At 52.6% G+C, this 16741-nt stretch carries 14 protein-coding genes and 1 pseudogene; 10 read left to right on the top strand and 5 right to left on the bottom strand.

The window, feature by feature from the left end; translation table 11 throughout:
• Positions 1-122: 122 nt before the first annotated feature.
• Both Q399_RS22500 and Q399_RS22495 read left to right on the top strand, forming a co-directional pair.
• Positions 123-851 (top strand): annotated as a pseudogene (locus Q399_RS22500) (methyl-accepting chemotaxis protein); the annotation flags it as partial.
• 36 nt (positions 852-887) lie between these two features.
• Positions 888-1262 (top strand): CZB domain-containing protein, encoded by a 375-nt coding sequence (locus Q399_RS22495; protein ID WP_422784839.1) that lies wholly within the window; start codon positions 888-890, stop codon positions 1260-1262.
• Positions 1263-1333: 71 nt separating this feature from the next.
• Here the strand turns inward: Q399_RS22495 and Q399_RS0100825 are convergent, their stop codons facing one another.
• Positions 1334-3565 (bottom strand): methyl-accepting chemotaxis protein, encoded by a 2232-nt coding sequence (locus Q399_RS0100825; protein ID WP_031564463.1) that lies wholly within the window; start codon positions 3563-3565, stop codon positions 1334-1336.
• Between the two features lie 237 nt (positions 3566-3802).
• Between Q399_RS0100825 and Q399_RS0100820 the strand changes: the two genes are divergently transcribed.
• On the top strand, positions 3803-4669 hold the full coding sequence (locus Q399_RS0100820) for an MBL fold metallo-hydrolase (RefSeq protein ID WP_031564461.1): 867 nt from the start codon (positions 3803-3805) through the stop codon (positions 4667-4669).
• Positions 4670-4809: 140 nt separating this feature from the next.
• Entirely contained in the window at positions 4810-5271 is a 462-nt protein-coding gene (locus Q399_RS0100815; protein WP_157836198.1) for a dienelactone hydrolase family protein, read from the top strand.
• Between the two features lie 246 nt (positions 5272-5517).
• Here the strand turns inward: Q399_RS0100815 and Q399_RS0100810 are convergent, their stop codons facing one another.
• The 4 genes from Q399_RS0100810 to Q399_RS0100795 form a co-directional block, all read right to left on the bottom strand.
• The gene (locus Q399_RS0100810) at positions 5518-6321 is read right to left on the bottom strand and encodes a DUF1338 domain-containing protein (protein WP_031564457.1); all 804 of its coding nucleotides are present in this window, start codon (positions 6319-6321) and stop codon (positions 5518-5520) included.
• A 101-nt stretch (positions 6322-6422) separates the two neighbouring features.
• Positions 6423-7910: a succinylglutamate-semialdehyde dehydrogenase gene (gene astD / locus Q399_RS0100805; RefSeq protein WP_037045442.1), complete on the bottom strand. Its 1488-nt coding sequence runs from the start codon at positions 7908-7910 to the stop codon at positions 6423-6425.
• Positions 7907-8935: an arginine N-succinyltransferase gene (astA, locus tag Q399_RS0100800; RefSeq protein ID WP_031564453.1), complete on the bottom strand. Its 1029-nt coding sequence runs from the start codon at positions 8933-8935 to the stop codon at positions 7907-7909. The genes astD and astA overlap by 4 nt, the downstream gene beginning before the upstream one ends.
• Before the next feature lie 53 nt (positions 8936-8988).
• A complete protein-coding gene (locus tag Q399_RS0100795) occupies positions 8989-10200 on the bottom strand; it encodes an aspartate aminotransferase family protein (protein ID WP_031564451.1) in 1212 nt (403 codons plus the stop codon).
• 203 nt (positions 10201-10403) lie between these two features.
• Between Q399_RS0100795 and Q399_RS0100790 the strand changes: the two genes are divergently transcribed.
• The 6 genes from Q399_RS0100790 (at position 10404) to Q399_RS21300 (ending at position 16727) form a co-directional block, all read left to right on the top strand.
• A complete protein-coding gene (locus Q399_RS0100790; RefSeq protein WP_031564449.1) occupies positions 10404-10832 on the top strand; it encodes an Lrp/AsnC family transcriptional regulator in 429 nt (142 codons plus the stop codon).
• 159 nt (positions 10833-10991) lie between these two features.
• Positions 10992-12683, top strand: coding sequence for an NAD-dependent malic enzyme (locus tag Q399_RS0100785; RefSeq protein WP_031564448.1), 1692 nt, complete (start codon positions 10992-10994; stop codon positions 12681-12683).
• Between the two features lie 131 nt (positions 12684-12814).
• On the top strand, positions 12815-13447 hold the full coding sequence (locus Q399_RS0100780) for a hypothetical protein (RefSeq protein ID WP_031564446.1): 633 nt from the start codon (positions 12815-12817) through the stop codon (positions 13445-13447).
• 102 nt (positions 13448-13549) lie between these two features.
• On the top strand, positions 13550-14041 hold the full coding sequence (locus tag Q399_RS0100775; protein ID WP_031564444.1) for a DUF1543 domain-containing protein: 492 nt from the start codon (positions 13550-13552) through the stop codon (positions 14039-14041).
• Positions 14042-14154: 113 nt separating this feature from the next.
• The gene (locus tag Q399_RS0100770) at positions 14155-16242 is read left to right on the top strand and encodes a TonB-dependent copper receptor (RefSeq protein ID WP_157836197.1); all 2088 of its coding nucleotides are present in this window, start codon (positions 14155-14157) and stop codon (positions 16240-16242) included.
• Positions 16242-16727 (top strand): copper uptake system-associated protein, encoded by a 486-nt coding sequence (locus Q399_RS21300; protein WP_051685638.1) that lies wholly within the window; start codon positions 16242-16244, stop codon positions 16725-16727. The genes Q399_RS0100770 and Q399_RS21300 overlap by 1 nt, the downstream gene beginning before the upstream one ends.
• The last annotated feature ends 14 nt before the right edge of the window (positions 16728-16741 follow it).

Here is a 16741-nt window from a genome sequence, read left to right as displayed (position 1 = left end):
TCAGGATGACAACAAAACCACGCCTGAATTGACAAGGTGAGCGAGTAAAGGCGTGGTTAGCTGTGTGGTGAGTTACGATGTCAGAACCTCACCATGCCCCATTTTGATCATTGCAAACACCGATGGATCTTCGTGTTATGCGCCAGCCCCCCTCTGACCGTACCGGAGCAACACTTATGTTTTTCACTTCAGCGTTAAAACAACGGATTGCCGAACTCGAACAACAACTCAGTCAGCAACAAAATCAACATCAACAGGAAATCGAACAACTGCATCATCAGCACCGTCAGCAACTGGCGAAAAACGAAGCGGCACTGCAACATGATGCACATCAACAGACTGTCTGTGCCACTATGCTGTTAGGTGGCGCCATGCTGAATCAGATCCGAGAAGAGTTGGCAAAAAATGCCGGCCAGCTGGAACACGAACATCGGGCCTTAACCGCGCTGGACGATATTTTCGGCCAGACCCATCAGGCGCTGGCCAATCTGGACCAGCGTGCCAGTCAAATCAGTAAAGATGCCGAGCAAAGTGCTTCTGTTACGGCAGTTTTGGATGGTACAGCAAACGCGATTAATCAGCTGATCTCCAGCATTCAGGAAATTTCCGACCAGACCAATTTGCTGGCACTCAATGCCGCCATTGAAGCAGCACGGGCAGGTGAGGCCGGTCGTGGTTTTGCCGTAGTCGCTGATGAAGTGCGGCAGCTGGCTGGTAAAGCACATCAGGCCAGCAACCAGATTGAACAGCTGGTCAAACAAATCATTGATCAGACGGGGCAAATTCGCAGTACTGTCGAGCAGAGCCGGCACAGCGCGACCGATGTCGCCACCTCCAGCAGCCAGATTGGTGCCGTGGTCGAACAGGTTATTAATACATCCAGTCATATGCAAAGCGTCATCAATCAAAGCGCAACCATGGCGTTTTTAAATACGGTGAAGCTCGACCATGCGGTGTGGAAACACAATGTCTATGAGCTGATCCAGCAACAGCGCTTCGGTGACACGGTGAATGCGCATACTGAATGCCGCTTAGGCAAATGGTATTTTGAAGGCGAAGGCAAAAAGCGTTACAGCGGTCAACGTAGTTTTCAGCAGTTAGACACGCCGCACAAAGCAGTGCATCAGTCCGGACGTGAAGCTTTAGCGGCCGGGCAACGCGGTGATTTTGCAGGCATGCAGCAAGCGTTGTTACAGATGGAACAAGCCAGTGCACAAGTCACTGACCTTATTACTCAGCTGCAACAGGAGATTTGGGCTTAACCGGGCTCTTTGCGGGATGCCACTGCCGTCATAGCCGGTGGCCTGCCAGTCTTGCTGCTATTGCCCGCGATTTAAACCTTAAGCTGGCTGGCCTGTGTTAACAACTGCGCACTGAGGCGTTGCTGCACTTCTGATTGCTCGGCCAGCATGCTCATTGCGCTGTCAGTCTCAACTGCCGACTGATGAATTTGCGCCAGTGCGGCACTGATTTGCTGGCTACGTGCGCATTCTTCGCTGCCAAGCCGGTGGATATCGGTGGCCACCTGCACAATTCTGGCGGCAGCGGCGCGAATTTGCGTCAGCATGGTATCGGCATGGGCCGCGCTTTGCAGACAATGTTCAGCCGTTTGCTGCTCCAGCTCCAGCCCCTGACGGGTTTGAGCCACTGAGCCAGCCAGCCGGTTTAACATCGTCTGAATTTCTGCGGTGGCATTAGCGGTATTGGCGGATAGACGCCGTACTTCATCAGCGACCACGGCAAAACCACGGCCATGTTCGCCGGCACGGGCCGCTTCAATGGCCGCGTTCAGCGCCAGCAAATTAGTTTGCTCCGCCACGCCACGAATAGTTTCCAACACCTGCATAATATCGGTCGATGCTTTATCCAGCGTCAGCATACTGCCGGCCGAATGTTTGACCTGCTCGGCCAACTGGCCAATCTGCTGATTCAGCGTTTTCACACTGTCCTCACCCGACACCGCTTGTTGATGGGTCAGGGCGGCATCGTCATTGGCCAGAGTGATTTGTTGCTGCAGTTGTAACAACGCAGCGGAAGCCTGGGCCGCTTCAACGTCCAGCTGCGTCAGCGCCGCTTTTTGCTGATAGACCGCTGTTTTGCTGCGCATGCTGATTTGCAGATTCTGTGCTGCCAGTTCCTGACTTTGCTGGCCGGCTTGCTGCACGCCACGCAGCAGCAGCGATAAACGGCTAAACAGTTGCTGCAGTGCCGAAGTGGTCTGACTGAGTTCGGTATCACGTTGCGGTGCAAATTGTTGCCTTAAGTCTTGCTGTTCGGCGGCCTGCATCAGCTGCACTGACAGCTGTTCCAGCGGTTTCGCAATACCGAAACCTAAACGGCGGGCCAGCCAGAATAACAAAACTGCAAGGCCGATGGCAGTCAGCGCGCTGCCTAACCACAGTTGTTGCTGCAGTCCCTGCAGCGACTGATAGAGCTCAGCAGTCTGCTGCTGCGTCACCAGTAGCACTGGCTGGCCACCGAGTGACACGGTTTCGGTACGCTGCAGATAGTCCCCGCCATCAGCGCCGGTGATCTGCCGGATTTGTTGTTTACCCTGTAGCAATGCGCGGATATCTGCAGCGACCGGGGTCGGCTGCGTGTTATCGCGCAGGGTAGTCAGCAGCTGGCCGCTGCCGTCCAGTAAGTAGCTGTCGCCGGAATGACCGAGGCCAATCGCGCTCCAGTTTTGCTGATCGGACATCAAAGCACTGACCGTAGCGAGCGGCAGCTGCAGCACCAGCACACCATTTAGTTTCTGGTCCTGCGGATTTAACACCGGCGCAGCCATAAACAGCGTCAAATGATCAAACTGCGCAGCAAAAGGCGCAGCAGCAGAAACTTGCCAGCCTGCTGCGGGTTGTTTGATCACCTGCTGCACTAAAGCCGCCAGTGCTGTTTTAGCGAAAGCACCGTCCTGTAGCGACGTGGCAAAGGCCGGGCCTTTGTTGACGGAATACAACACAGCTTTGGACTGTGCATCCACCAGATATAAATCGTCATAATGCAGTCGCGTCACCAGCTCGCGAAAACTCTGGTGAAATCTCTTGTGCTGCTGACCATAAACCGAGCCATCGGCACGGTCGGTCATTTTTGCCAGTTCACCGGGGTTATGCGGGTTAGTTGCGAGGTAATAACGCTGCAGCAAGAGGGTTTCCAACGAGGCCTTTTCCAGCCATTTGGCAACGTCTGGCTGGGCACCAAAGCTACTGGCTAAAGGAAGATAACGCTTTTGATACCACTGGCCGACTTCAGTACGCAGTGCATCGATACCGGGATTTTCGACTTCGTAACGATACGACTGATAAGGATTTTTCAGTGCCTGCAACGCTTCCTGCGTCATGCGGTTGTATGCCAGACTCTGCAACAAATCACGCTGCTGGTCCATATATTGACTCAGCGCCTGACGCCGGCCTGTTGCGACGGCCAAAAAACGCTGCTCAATGCTGTCGCTCAACGCCGTTTCGGCATTTTTACCGGCAATAAAACTACTGATCCCAACAGCCAGCACTACGGCGCCAATTGTTGTACCACCCATTACCCACATCAGTCTTTGTGCAATTTTCATCTGCGTTGTTCCACCATCAAACCAGCCCGTCGGCAGGGATCGCGCTGAGCTTAGGTGGATTAGATGACAGATTTGTGACATACGAGCCATTTAGATGGCTAAACCACCTTAATTGCTGGTTTACCAGACAACAACAAGCATATTACTTTTTTGCATATAACTAGTGCTTATAGTTATAGAATTAATTTGATATAGTTTTCGCAGATTTTCTAAGGTCGTTTGCCAGACGAGGCGCTTATGTCATCACTGCAGTTTTTAAGCTATTTCGACAAAGACTCTAATACTTTTAGTTACTTAGTGTGGGAGTCGGCAAGTAAGGCCGCAGTGGTCATTGACCCGGTACTAAATTTTGATCCGGCGTCGGGGCGAACCAGCAGCGCCGCAGTAGAGCGCATCATCCAGGACATCCAAGCGCAGCAGCTACAACTCAATTACATTCTGGAAACCCATGTACACGCCGACCATTTAAGTGGCGCAGCGGCATTAAAAGCGCTGTGTGGCGGCACTGTGCCGGTCGGCATTGGTGACCAAATTTGCCGGGTGCAGCAGGTATTCGGTGCGCTGTTTGCGCTGCCGACTCTGGCCGATGGCAAGCCATTTGACCTGTTACTCCCCGATGACACCATTTTGCCATTAGGCGACGCTAACATCCGCGTGTTGCATACGCCGGGTCATACTCCGGCTTGTGTATCTTTTCTGATTGGCGATTTGTTGTTTGTCGGCGACACCTTGTTTATGCCGGATTACGGCACCGCGCGCTGTGATTTCCCGGGCGGAGACGCAGCCACTTTATATCGCTCCATTCAAAAGCTGTTTGCGCTGCCTGATAGTACCCGGATGTTAATGTGTCACGACTATGGCGCTCCTGGCAGGCCTGATGTTGCCAACGAAACCAGTGTCGGCGAACAAAAATCTCAAAACATTCATGTCGGGCAGGGCCGCATGGAGGCTGATTTTGTCACTTTGCGCACCACCCGCGACGCCACCCTCAGCATGCCAAAATTGCTGCTGCCTTCCGTGCAGGTCAATATGCAGGCTGGTGAATTGCCAACGGCAGAAGCAAACGGCATCCGTTACCTGAAGCTGCCACTGAATCAGTTTTAAACAAGATGAAATCAACACGACATCTGCTGGTAGCCACCGATATTTTTGGTGCAACGCCAGCCTTGCGGGAAACTTTGGCAACACTGCCAGATATTTTACGCGGGCAGTTACAACTCACGCTTTGTCAGCCGGACAGCTGCATGAAAACCACAACCGTTTTTACGGATGACCAGCTGGCCTACCACGCATTTTTACAACAAGGCGGACTTGAGCGATATCAACAGCAGGTGCTGCAAACGCTGACAGCGGTTCAACCTGATCTGGTGCTGGGTTTCAGTGCCGGTGCTGCAGCACTCTGGTGTTCGTTAAGTCGTGCAGACTGTGCTGATTCAGCCGGGCAAGCGTTGCTCTGTTATGGCGGCCAAATCCGGCAGTACAGTGAATTAACGCCGCATTGGCCAGTGACTTGCCTGTGGAGTGATGAAAGTCATTTTGATGTGGTAGCGCTGCAACAACAGCTCGGCCAGTCCGGCAATGTGCGACAACAGCACTGGTCGCAGCGGCATGGCTTTATTAACCCGCACTCGACAGGGTATGACGCCAGCGCTGCGGATCTGTTCTGGCAGCGTTGTCAGCAATGGATACAAAACGGCGATTTTTAATCTGCGGCAAAAAAACAGCGGGCCCGAAGGCCCGCTGGCTTTTTCAACATCTTCACTTCAATTGACACACTCTTGAGGTGAATTCTTAAAGACCAACAAGCGAACTGCCCCCCGGCAGCTCAAACCTGCAGTCTGGATGCTCTGAGTTTTCAGGCTCAGTGAGCATTCGTTGGCGCCATTCGACCGGCATGTGACCGTCCATGGTTCGCATACACAAGCGCTTTAAATGGCGCCTTATCTGGCACCTTATCTGGCATTAGTACTTTCAAAAATTTTGTCCGCAGAAGCTGCGACAAAACCGGTATAGAGCGAGCCGTCTGCCGTTGGGTAACGCAGCGCGAATTCATAGAAACAACTTGGCACCGATAACACACCATCAGTGAAAGCAACTTCGGCTTCATCAGCCAGCGTCGAGGACTGCTCCAGCAACACGTCGGCGGAACCCTTGATTTCGCCACCTGAGGTATTGAGCGCGAAACCGGCGTCTTTCAGCGCCTGATTCACACTTTCAAGGGTGGTAAAGTTCTGCAGCGCATTCACCGACACCGTGAAATGGTTAGCGCGGAAACCCCAAACGGCCATCCAGGCGGCATATTCGCTTTCTTCCAGCAGCAGGCGATATGTTGCCTGATCAATGTCCCAGTGCCGGCCTGAGTAAATAAAATTCTCAGCAGTCACGGCTTCCACCGGGATTTGAGCAACCAGCTTCTGCACGGCTTGCTGCAGCATTGGCGAGCATTTTTCTACCAGCAACTCAGAAATAAACACTTTTGGCGCTGTTGGGTCCGGATGCTCAAAATGTTTGGCATAGAGCTTTTTCGCTTCGAAGTGATATTCACCGGCTTCGCGATAACCCACCGCCAGAAAATGGGCAGCCAGTTTATCCAGACCAACTTTATCCAGATTAAAAGTACGCAGCGCGATATGGTCGTTGATCACATCATCCTGCTGGCCAGAGCCGAGCAGGGCATGGATCTTCTCTGCAGAAGGAGTCAGTTGCACGTAGTCTTGCCACAGAGCGGCGAATAAATCTTTAAAATTGCTATGCATGGGTTTGCCTGTTATTTACTGCTAAGGCCGCAGATTTTAAAGCGCTACGGCCGGAACTACTTTGATCTTGCTAAAACTTTGTTTACTTTAAGCGGCTGGGCTCAGAGGCTGAGGCCAGGGCTTAAGGTTGCCGGCAGACTGACTTTGTCTGCTTCAACCGACGCCACCGGGTAAGCGCAATAATCCGCCGCATAATAAGCGCTGGCGCGATGATTACCGCTGGCACCGATGCCACCAAAAGGCGCACTGCTGGACGCACCGGTGATAGGTTTGTTCCAGTTGACGATACCGGCGCGGATACGGCTGAAAAACAGCTCGTAATCGCTGGCACTGTCCGCCAGCAAACCGGCAGACAAACCAAAGCTGGTATTGTTCGCTTCATCAATGGCCGCCTGAAAATCTGTGTAGCGATACAATTTCAGCAGCGGGCCAAAATGCTCTTCATCCGGCAGTGTTTTGGCGTGTGTCACATCGATAATACCTGGCGTGACAAAACCCAAACTCGGATCTATCTGTGTCAATTTCAACAGCGGCACGCCACCGAGCGCTTCAATATCTGCCTGCGCCTTGACCATGCCGGCAGCCGCTTTGCTGCTAATCATCGAGGCGTAAAACGGCTGTACTTCGGCAAAAGGTGCGCCGACAGCTAACTGCTTAGTCGCAGCCACTAAAGCGTCCAGAATGGCATCGCCATTGGCGGATTGTTCGATGAACAACCGGCGCGCACAGGTACAGCGCTGACCGCTGGTGATAAAAGCCGACTGGATAATGTCATGGACTGCTGCTTTCACATCTGCAACATCTTTAACAATCAGCGGGTTATTGCCGCCCATTTCCAGCGCCAGAATTTTGCCCGGATGGCCGGCAAATTGTTTGTGCAGCAGATGCCCGGTATTTGAGCTGCCGGTGAAAAATAAACCATCGATGCCCGGTAAATTGGCAATAGCTTTACCGGTAGTCACTTCGCCTTGCAGCAAATTCAGCACGCCGGCCGGTAGACCGGCCGCCAGCCACAGTTCCAGCATATGCTGCGCAACTAGAGGCGTTAATTCTGAAGGCTTAAATAACACAGTGTTACCGGCAATCAGCGCCGGGACTATATGGCCATTCGGCAAGTGGCCCGGGAAGTTATAAGGGCCAAACACAGCTACCACACCATGCGGTTTATGCCGGATAAAAGCCCGTGCGCCTGGCATCGGATTTTCCACTGTGCCGGTGCGTTCCTGATGGGCTTTGACTGAAATAGCGATTTTGCCAATCATCGCCGCGACTTCAGTGCGGCTTTCCCACAGAGATTTCCCGGTATCAAGCGCAATAGTGCGCGCTAAGGCTTCGGTGTTGGCTTTGAGTTGTTCAGCAAAAGCTTCCGCGATCGCGATACGTTCGGCCAGCGGTCGCGCTGACCAGCTATAAAAAGCGCTGCTGGCTGCCTGATAAGCTTGTTGGACTTGTGCTTCATCCGCTGCCTGGCCTTGCCAGACGACCTGATTGGTCGCCGGGTCAACAGACTGGAACAATGCGCCAGCACCTGCCTGCCACGCACCGTTGATCAGCTGTAAGCCCTGAATAATGTTTGTTGCCTGACTCATTTGGCACCCCGGTCCAGATTTAAATAACGCACTTCATCGCCGGCACTGACTTGCAGTCCATCAGCAATAGCCTGAGTAATAATCAACACATCGCCGTCAACTTGCGCCTGATTGCTGATTGTGGCGCGAAAGCCAGCCACTTGCGGATTGGAAATCGCCAGCGTTGGGCCTTCAACCGGCACGCCAATTGCGACTTTAATGCGGTGGCTGCTGCGCACTGATTTAATCTGCTTAAGCTGCGCTTCAACAGTCGGGCCGGCGTCAAACAAATCAACATAACCGCGGTGAATAAACCCTTCGTTTTCCAGCAGTTTCAGCGCAGGCGCCGTATTCACATGCACCTGACCAATCACGTCCTGCGCCGATTTTGGCAGCAAGGAGACATAAATCGGGTGGCGTGGCATCAAATCAGCGATAAAACCTTTGTTGCCGATACCAATCATATGGTCGGCAGTCGGGAAGTCGATACTGAAAAAATACGACTGTAACCACTGCCAGAACGGCGGCAGCGCGTTTTCGTCAGCAACACCACGCATCTCGGCAATGACGATTTTCGAGAAACGTTTTGGATGTTCCGCCATAAACATAAAACGGACTTTAGATAAAAACCGGCCATACATGCCGCTACGGTAAGGTTCGCGCAGGAACAGCGTACAAATCTCTGACACGCCGGTGTAGTCGTTGCACATGGTCAGCACTTCGACCGGGTTGTAGACGTTCAGCTCATTGCTGTGATGCACCACAGTGCTTTTGTGGAAATGGTACAAAGGCGTGGTGAGGCCTACTGAGGCCTCAATGCCGGAGGTGCCTAAGATCTCACCAGTGTCGGTGTCTTCCAGCACAAACAAATAACCCTGATTGCCGGGCTGCTCGGTGTCGATACCAAAGCTGTGCTCGGAATGGGCGATTTTTTGTTTCAGTTTCTGCTCGTTGACCGGCAGCGAAGTGAAACCGGCACCGGATTCGATGGCGATTTGCATCAGCGCCGGATAATCGGCTTGGGTAATAGGGCGGATCAATAACATGTTTAAATCCTGGCAAAGGCCGACGCCAGGCGCCGGCTTGTCAAAGTCATAGATCAGCCGCGTGCTGCGACCAGCTTGGCAATGGCTGCTTCAAAACGCGCCATACCGTCCAGAATATCCTGCTCTGGAATGACCAGTGACGGCGCAAACCGCACCACGTTGTAACCAGCCATCAGCACCAGCAGGCCTTGTTCTGCCGCCGCCAGCATAAAATCACGTGATTTGCCGGCCCATTCGGTATTGAGCGCCGCGCCAATCAACAGGCCCTGACCGCGCACTTCACTGAACACCTGATATTTTGCATTAATCGCATGCAAAGCGTCTTTAAACAGTTTCTCACGGGTTTTGACGCCGTTTAATACTTCCGGTGTGTTGACAGTGTCATAAGCCGCCAGCGCCACAGCACAAGCCAGCGGGTTACCGCCGTAAGTACTGCCATGCGTACCCACGACCAGGTGTTTAGCCAGCTCCGTTGTGGTTAACATAGCGCCAATCGGAAAGCCGCCGCCCAATGCTTTCGCTGTGGTTAACACGTCTGGAGTGACGCCAAGGCCCATATAAGCGTACAGCTCACCGGTGCGGCCGACGCCGCTTTGCACTTCATCGAACACCAGCAATGCATTGTGTTGGTCGCACAGTTCACGCACGCCCTGGATAAATTCTTTGCTTGGGCTGATGATGCCGCCTTCACCTTGCAGCGGTTCTAATACCACAGCACAAGTGCGGTCAGAGATCAGCGCTTTAAGGCTGTCCAAATTGTTATATTCGGCGTGGTCGATGTCGGCTGGTTTAGGACCGAAACCATCAGAATAAGCCGGCTGACCGCCGACGGTCACAGTGAACAGCGTGCGGCCGTGGAAGCCCATTTTAAAAGCGATGATTTGGGATTTTTCGGCACCGAATTTATTCAGTGCGACGCGGCGCACCAGCTTCAGTGCAGCTTCGTTGGCTTCGGCGCCTGAGTTGGCGAAATAAACTTTTTCGGCGAAGGTGGTGTCAACCAGACGCTGTGCTAACGCCAGTGCCGGTTCGTTGGTCATGGTGTTGGATAAATGCCACAGTTTATTGGCTTGTTCGGTCAGCGCTTTGACTAACACCGGGTGGCAATGGCCCAGACAGTTGACAGCGATCCCGCCGGCAAAATCGATAAACTCGCGATCCTGCTGGTCCCACAACCGGGAGCCAAGACCACGCACCGGAATAATCGGTGACGGGGCGTAGTTCGGGACCATAACTTCATCAAACAGGGCGCGGGTTAATTGCATTTAGAATTCCTCGTGAGTGCTGTCGCCGTCTATAGCGGCTTTTTGAAGCCCTGGTGTTGTTCTGCATTGGCCATTTAACAAAGCAGCATGCATCATCCCAGGACGGAATGCCTTTATTATATTGGGCAGGGCAGTCAAACTGCAGTATCATAATCAGCAAATATACGATTTGTTTTGCCATATTGACGGAGTGTTTTGACAAAATGCTAAGCAAAGAAGATGAAAGACTGTTAGCGCTGCTGCGCACCAATGCCCGGGCCAGCGTGTCTGATCTGGCGCGGCTGTTAGATTTATCCCGCTCTACAGTGCAGACCCGTATCGCGCGGCTGGAGCAGACCGGCGTCATTCGCGGTTATGTGCTGGACTACGGTGACAGCTACACCAAGTCGTTAGTGTCCGCTCACGTGTCAATCAAAGTGAAACAAAAGCTGACGGTCAAAACCAATAACGAGTTGAAACAAATCCCGCAAATTGCAGAGTTGTACGCGATTAGCGGCGAATACGACCTGATTGCCGTAGTGCAGGCGCAAAGTACCGAGCAGCTCAGTCATTTACTCGATCAGATTGGTGATCTGGACGGCGTCGAACGGACTAATTCTTCGGTGATCCTCGAAACCAAATTTAAACGATAAAGTCAGATGCACGACAATGATGGTGCGGCACCGACAAAATGCCAATAGCCACCGGTAGCCGCAAATGTCCGACCAGTTGTCTGAAATTTTACTACAGGGTCTGAACAGCGGTAGAATCCGCCCACTTTTCGCCAGATGGCCGCTATTTCCGGGAATATTATGAGTCAAGCAGATAACACCCCTTTGTACACCCACTATGCCGGCCCGGCACTGCTGGAAACGCCTTTGCTGAATAAGGGCAGTGCCTTCAGCCGCGAAGAGCGCGCCGCATTTAACTTAACCGGCCTGTTGCCACCGCGTTATGAAACCATCGAAGAGCAGGCCGCCCGTGCATATATGCAGTATTCGTCGTTTGAAGAGCCAATCAACAAACACATCTATCTGCGGGTGGTGCAGGACAATAATGAAACTTTGTTTCACCGCCTGCTGCAAAACCATCTCGAAGAAATGCTGCCAATTATTTACACGCCAACTGTTGGCGACGCCTGTGAGCGTTTCTCCGACATTTACCGCAGCGCCCGTGGTTTGTTTATTTCTTACAGCGACCGCGACCAGTTAGACGATGTGCTGCGTAGCGCCACCAAGAAAAAGGTCAAAGTCATCGTCGTCACTGACGGCGAACGTGTATTGGGCCTCGGCGATCAGGGTATTGGTGGTATGGGCATTTCGATTGGTAAGTTGTCGCTGTATACCGCCTGTGGCGGCATCAGCCCGGCTTATACCTTGCCGGTCTGCCTCGATGTCGGTACCAACAACGAAAAGCTGCTGAACGACCCGTTTTATATGGGTAACCGCCATCGTCGTATCAGCGGCGACGAGTACTATGAATTCGTCGACAAATTTATCAAAGCGGTGAAGCGCCGCTGGCCAGAAGCTATGGTGCAGTTTGAAGACTTCGCCCAGCCGAATGCCATGCCGCTGCTGAAACGCTACCGTGACCAGATCTGTTGTTTTAATGACGACATTCAGGGCACTGCCGCTGTCACCGTTGGTACTTTACTAGCGGCTTGTCGTTCAAAAGGCGTGAAACTTTCTGATCAAAAAGTGGTATTTGTTGGTGCAGGCTCAGCCGGCTGTGGTATTGCCGAGCAAGTGATCAGCCAGATGGTCAGCGAAGGCATTGATGATAAAACAGCACGTGGTCAGGTGTTTATGGTGGACCGCCATGGCTTGCTGACCGAGGGCATGGAAGATTTACGCGATTTCCAGCAAGCGCTAGTGCAAACCAAAGCCGCGATCGGCCACTGGTCGTTTAGCGGCGATTACGCCTCGCTGCGGGATGTGATGAATTGCGCCAAACCGGACATTTTAATCGGTGTCTCCGGCGTTGCCGGTCTGTTTACTGAAGCAGTTGTCAAAGCGATGAAGAAAAACTGTGCGCTCCCCATCATTATGCCGCTCAGTAACCCCATCAAGCAGATTGAAGCCCGGCCGGAAAAAATTATTGAATGGACTGAAGGTGAAGTCATTATCGCGACCGGCAGCCCATTTAAACCTATTGAATATAATGGCAAAACCTATCCGGTGGCGCAGTGTAACAACAGCTATATCTTCCCTGGTATCGGTCTTGGCGTGCTGGCTTGTAAAGCCCGCCATATCAGTGACGAGATGCTGCGGGTTGCCAGCGAAACGCTGGCCGCAGCCTCGCCACTGGCCAACACAGGCGAGGGCGGTATTCTGCCACCATTGACGCAATTATCTGAGTTATCAAAAGAAATTGCCTTTGCGGTAGCGAAAATGGCGATGGCGCAAGGCCATGCCTTAGAAATGGATGACGAGCGTTTACTGCGCAAAATTAACAGCAATTTCTGGAAACCAGAATACCGGCTGTATAAACGCGTCAGCAGCTAAACCCAGGCCGGCGAAATACCCACAAGTGTTTCGCCGGCAACTTTCTGCAATTTTTTCCAGCATTCACCAACTTTTTTAAAAAGCATCACGACCAACAGGTATCAACATTTTGTGAAGAGCCCGAGGTCAACATGCAAACTAAGATTCAACGCCAAATCCCAACCCATCATTTTCATCGTTTCACCTTCGCTATTTTACTACTGGGCAGCTGCAGCCTGGTGCTTGCCTCACAGCAGGCCACAGCGGAGCAAGCCATAGCCAAACAATCAATGGCGACCGGGCACAAACTTCAGGTACTGAAAGACTGCAAACTGCAGTCCGAACGCGACCTGACGCCGGCAGAAGTCAGCGCCTGGCAAGACGTAAAAAAGGCCGAACTTAAAATGGACCAGCTGCAAATCCCGCTGGACCAGATGAGCAAAGCGCTGCAGCCACATCAGGATAAAATGGAGCAACTGAGCGCAGAGCTGGAGCAACAAACCAAAAGTCACCGCATACCGGACGACGAACTGCTGGAGCAAACCCGCATGACGGCTGAGCGCATCGAAGATATTACCGACAGCTATCAAGGCGATATCGACGCCATCAGTAGCTATGGTGACCACATCGGCCAGGTCGCCAAAGTGTTTGAACAACAAGTCACGGCACAACTCCCCGCCGGCAGTTATGATCAGCTACGGGTGGTCACGCCGGGCGACAAAACCGCCGCCGATTGCAACAGCGGCATGTTTTTCAGCAAATCGCTGCGGTTTAACAAAAGCTAAACTCCAGACCCGACAACAGAAAATATCTGGCGTGGACAACTGTTGACGAGCGGCCAGTTTTCTTTAAGCTTGGCCGCACACAAACAGCACAGGGACAACCGGATGTTATTTATTGTGATGCTGGGTGGCAAACACCCGGCCGCCAAAATTGAAGTACATGACGTGGTATTTGCCTTTGGCCAGCAGCTCAGTGATTGTTTTGACCAGCTCAGACAACAATGGTTTGGTACAGCCAAAGGCCTGCATATCGACTCTTGGTGGCAAGTGCAGGGCGTCGATGGTTATCAGCTGCATTTTAGCGACGTCGCCCCCAAAGCCGGCGAGCCACGACTGTATTTCATTAACCTAGGCGGTTATTTACCTGGTAGTTTTGGCGAAGATCATCAGTATTTACTAGTGGTCGCGCACGATCCGGTTGAAGCCAAGCAACTTGGTAAACTTCGGATGCCGCGGCTGTGGGACAAACCACACACGGACAATCTGTATGACGTCGACGACTGTCTTCCGATAGATGCCGTCGAAGGCCGTTTTGTCCATCTGATACCCGGCGATTATGCGCAGGCGCAACAGGGCAACGACTACATCTTGCTCTAATGTTAAACCAGGGGAACGGCCCGCAGTCACACCGGCTGCGACAATTTGTCGCATAGGGGCTGCAGGAACTTTTACGTAAAATCAGGCACATGCATTTTCTAAAGGTATGTGCCGTGACCATTCAACATTCATTTCTTGTTTCTTATAAATTATCCCGTTTGACGCTGGCGCTTAGCCTGTTTTGCCTGCCGGTTTCAGTGCTGGCAAACACCGTGGCCGATGCTGATGCTGCTAACAAAGCCGAAAAAGATATCGAGCGGGTCCAGGTCACCGGCGTCGTGCTGAACGGCCCTGGCCAGCTGGTGATGGACCCGAAAGCGCCGCGTCAGCCATTACCGGCACACGACGGTGCTGACTACCTGAAAACTATCCCGGGTTTTTCCGTCACCCGTAAAGGCGGCGCCGACGGTGACGCTGTGTTCCGCGGCATGGCGGGTTCTCGCCTTGGCATTCTGGTTGATGGCGAAAATATTTTAGGCGGCTGTAATTTCCGCATGGATGCGCCAACGGCGTATATCTATCCGGAATTACATGATTCGATGACAGTGATCAAAGGCCCGCAATCCGTCGCTCACGGGGCCGGGCATTCTGCTGCTGTTATTCTGTTTGACCGCAACGTGGCGCCATTTGAACAAGCCGGTTTTCGCACTCACAGCAGTCTGACCACTGCGAGCTTTGGCCGCCATGACGAACTGGCTGATTTACAGTTCGGTCAACAAAATGGCTATGTGTTATTAAGCGGCAGTAACTCAGCTGCAGATGACTATCAAGACGGCGATGGCAACGATATCCACTCCCGGTATCAGCGTTACAGCGGCAATATCGCAGTCGGTTGGACACCGGATGTCGATACGAAAGTAGAGTTGTCTGGTGCCCGCAGTGACGGCGAAGCCGCTTATGCCGACAGGGGCATGGATGGTACCCGTTTCCGGCGAGATAGTCTGAATCTGCGTATTGAGAAGAACAACATCACGCCCTGGTTGGAGCAAGTCAAATTCCACTGGTTCGATAACGAAGTCGACCATTTGATGGATGACCAACAACTACGCAAACCCGGCATGATGGGCTATGCCAATTTATTGCGCGATACCAAAGGCGGGCGCCTCAGTGCCGTTTTTACGCCGTCAATGAACTACAAAGTGACACTGGGCGCGGACCAACAAGACAGTGGGCATAGTTCACGCTCGGCGCCCGCGTCTGGTATTTACAGCGCTTTACTCGACGATGCCAAGATCTCTCAGGTCGGCGTATTCGCAGAATGGCGTTATCAGCTGGCGCAATTTGATACTGTCGTGGCCGGCTATCGGCTGGACCAATGGCAGGCAACAGACGAACGGCTGAAAATCGCCGGCATGATGAGTGCCATGCCAAACCCAACGGCCGGGCAGCAGCGCGACGATGACCTGCACAGTGGTTTTGCCCGATATGAACATCAATTCAGTAGCATTCCGGCCAGTTGGTACATTGGCGTTGGCAGCACTGCGCGCTTCCCGGATTATTGGGAATTGATTGCCAAAGAAGGTATCAAATCGAAGAGTGCTTTTCAGGAGATAGCGCCGGAACAAACCACACAGCTGGATGTAGGTTATTTGTTTAAAGACGCAGACACCGAGTGGTCAGCTTCGGCTTTTTACAATGAGATCAGTGACTATATCTTGGTAGATTACAGCAACATGATGAAATCAAATGGTTTTGTCAGAAACATCGACGCCAGCAGTTATGGTGCTGAATTTGGTGTACAGCAAAAATTCTCCCACCACTGGCAAGCTGATGCGACGCTGGCATACACCCGCGGCGATAACGACACTGACGGTACTGCTTTACCGCAAGTATCACCGCTGGAGATCAAACTAGGCCTGAGCTATGCCGAGGATAACTGGTCAGTGGGTTCTTTGGTGCGGATTGTTGGTCCACAAAGCCACTTTGACCGCAACAAGGGTAATATTGTCGGAAAAGATTTAGGCGCAACATCAGGTTTCTCAGTCCTTTCACTAAACGCCAGTTGGCGGCCGGTGCAGAGCTTATTGTTCACCGCTGGCGTCGACAATTTGCTCGACCGCACTTATGCCGAATTTGTCAGCCGCGCCGCCGGTAATGGTATGGGTGGCGGCATCCCGGGTTATGTCCAGACGCTACGCGTTAATGAACCGGGCCGCACCGCCTGGTTAAAAGCGCAGTGGAACTGGGACGGTCATTTCTGATGCGCACGTTGCACAGTGCGTTGTTTTTCTGTGGTTTATTTATGCTCGCGCCGATCGCAACGGCGCAGCATGTTGCCGCAGACAGTCATAGCCAAAGCATGGCAGGTACGGATCTGGAACAAATTCACGGCTTTATGCGAAAAACCTGGCATAGCAGCGAACACCCGTTAAGGCTGGGGCCGACCCATATCGCAGGTGATTTTGCGGTTGCTGACTGGTGGCACCAAGGGAAGGGTGGCCGCGCGGTGTTTAAGCGCAGTAATCAGCAATGGCAGCTGATTTTATGCGGCGGCGCCGGCATATTGCAAAGCACTTTATGGCAGCAATTGGGCCTGACGCCATCCGCTGCGGCAGAAGTTGTCGATGCGTTGCAACATGCCGAGCAAAGTGTCAGCGTAGCAGACAAGGCATTGCTGGATGCTTTTGGCGCAACAGTGACTATGCAAGCGGAACATGCGCGGCATCCAAAGTCGACGTCACTTTAAAATCATCTCACTGC

The sequence above is a fragment of the Rheinheimera texasensis DSM 17496 genome, from assembly GCF_000711985.1.
In the GTDB taxonomy this organism is placed as follows: Bacteria; Pseudomonadota; Gammaproteobacteria; order Enterobacterales; family Alteromonadaceae; genus Pararheinheimera; species Pararheinheimera texasensis.
This window is presented reverse-complemented; position numbering and strand designations above follow the sequence as displayed.

Bases quoted from the DNA above. Each gene is read 5' to 3' on its own strand.
- astA (WP_031564453.1), bottom strand. From the start codon at position 8,935: ATGTTATTGATCCGCCCTATTACCCAAGCCGATTATCCGGCGCTGATG.
- Q399_RS0100775 (WP_031564444.1), top strand. From the start codon at position 13,550: ATGTTATTTATTGTGATGCTGGGTGGCAAACACCCGGCCGCCAAAATT.
- Q399_RS0100785 (WP_031564448.1), top strand. From the start codon at position 10,992: ATGAGTCAAGCAGATAACACCCCTTTGTACACCCACTATGCCGGCCCG.
- Q399_RS22495 (WP_422784839.1), top strand. From the start codon at position 888: ATGCAAAGCGTCATCAATCAAAGCGCAACCATGGCGTTTTTAAATACG.
- Q399_RS0100820 (WP_031564461.1), top strand. From the start codon at position 3,803: ATGTCATCACTGCAGTTTTTAAGCTATTTCGACAAAGACTCTAATACT.
- Q399_RS0100815 (WP_157836198.1), top strand. From the start codon at position 4,810: ATGAAAACCACAACCGTTTTTACGGATGACCAGCTGGCCTACCACGCA.
- astD (WP_037045442.1), bottom strand. From the start codon at position 7,910: ATGAGTCAGGCAACAAACATTATTCAGGGCTTACAGCTGATCAACGGT.
- Q399_RS0100825 (WP_031564463.1), bottom strand. From the start codon at position 3,565: ATGAAAATTGCACAAAGACTGATGTGGGTAATGGGTGGTACAACAATT.
- Q399_RS0100795 (WP_031564451.1), bottom strand. From the start codon at position 10,200: ATGCAATTAACCCGCGCCCTGTTTGATGAAGTTATGGTCCCGAACTAC.
- Q399_RS0100810 (WP_031564457.1), bottom strand. From the start codon at position 6,321: ATGCATAGCAATTTTAAAGATTTATTCGCCGCTCTGTGGCAAGACTAC.
- Q399_RS0100780 (WP_031564446.1), top strand. From the start codon at position 12,815: ATGCAAACTAAGATTCAACGCCAAATCCCAACCCATCATTTTCATCGT.
- Q399_RS0100790 (WP_031564449.1), top strand. From the start codon at position 10,404: ATGCTAAGCAAAGAAGATGAAAGACTGTTAGCGCTGCTGCGCACCAAT.
- Q399_RS21300 (WP_051685638.1), top strand. From the start codon at position 16,242: ATGCGCACGTTGCACAGTGCGTTGTTTTTCTGTGGTTTATTTATGCTC.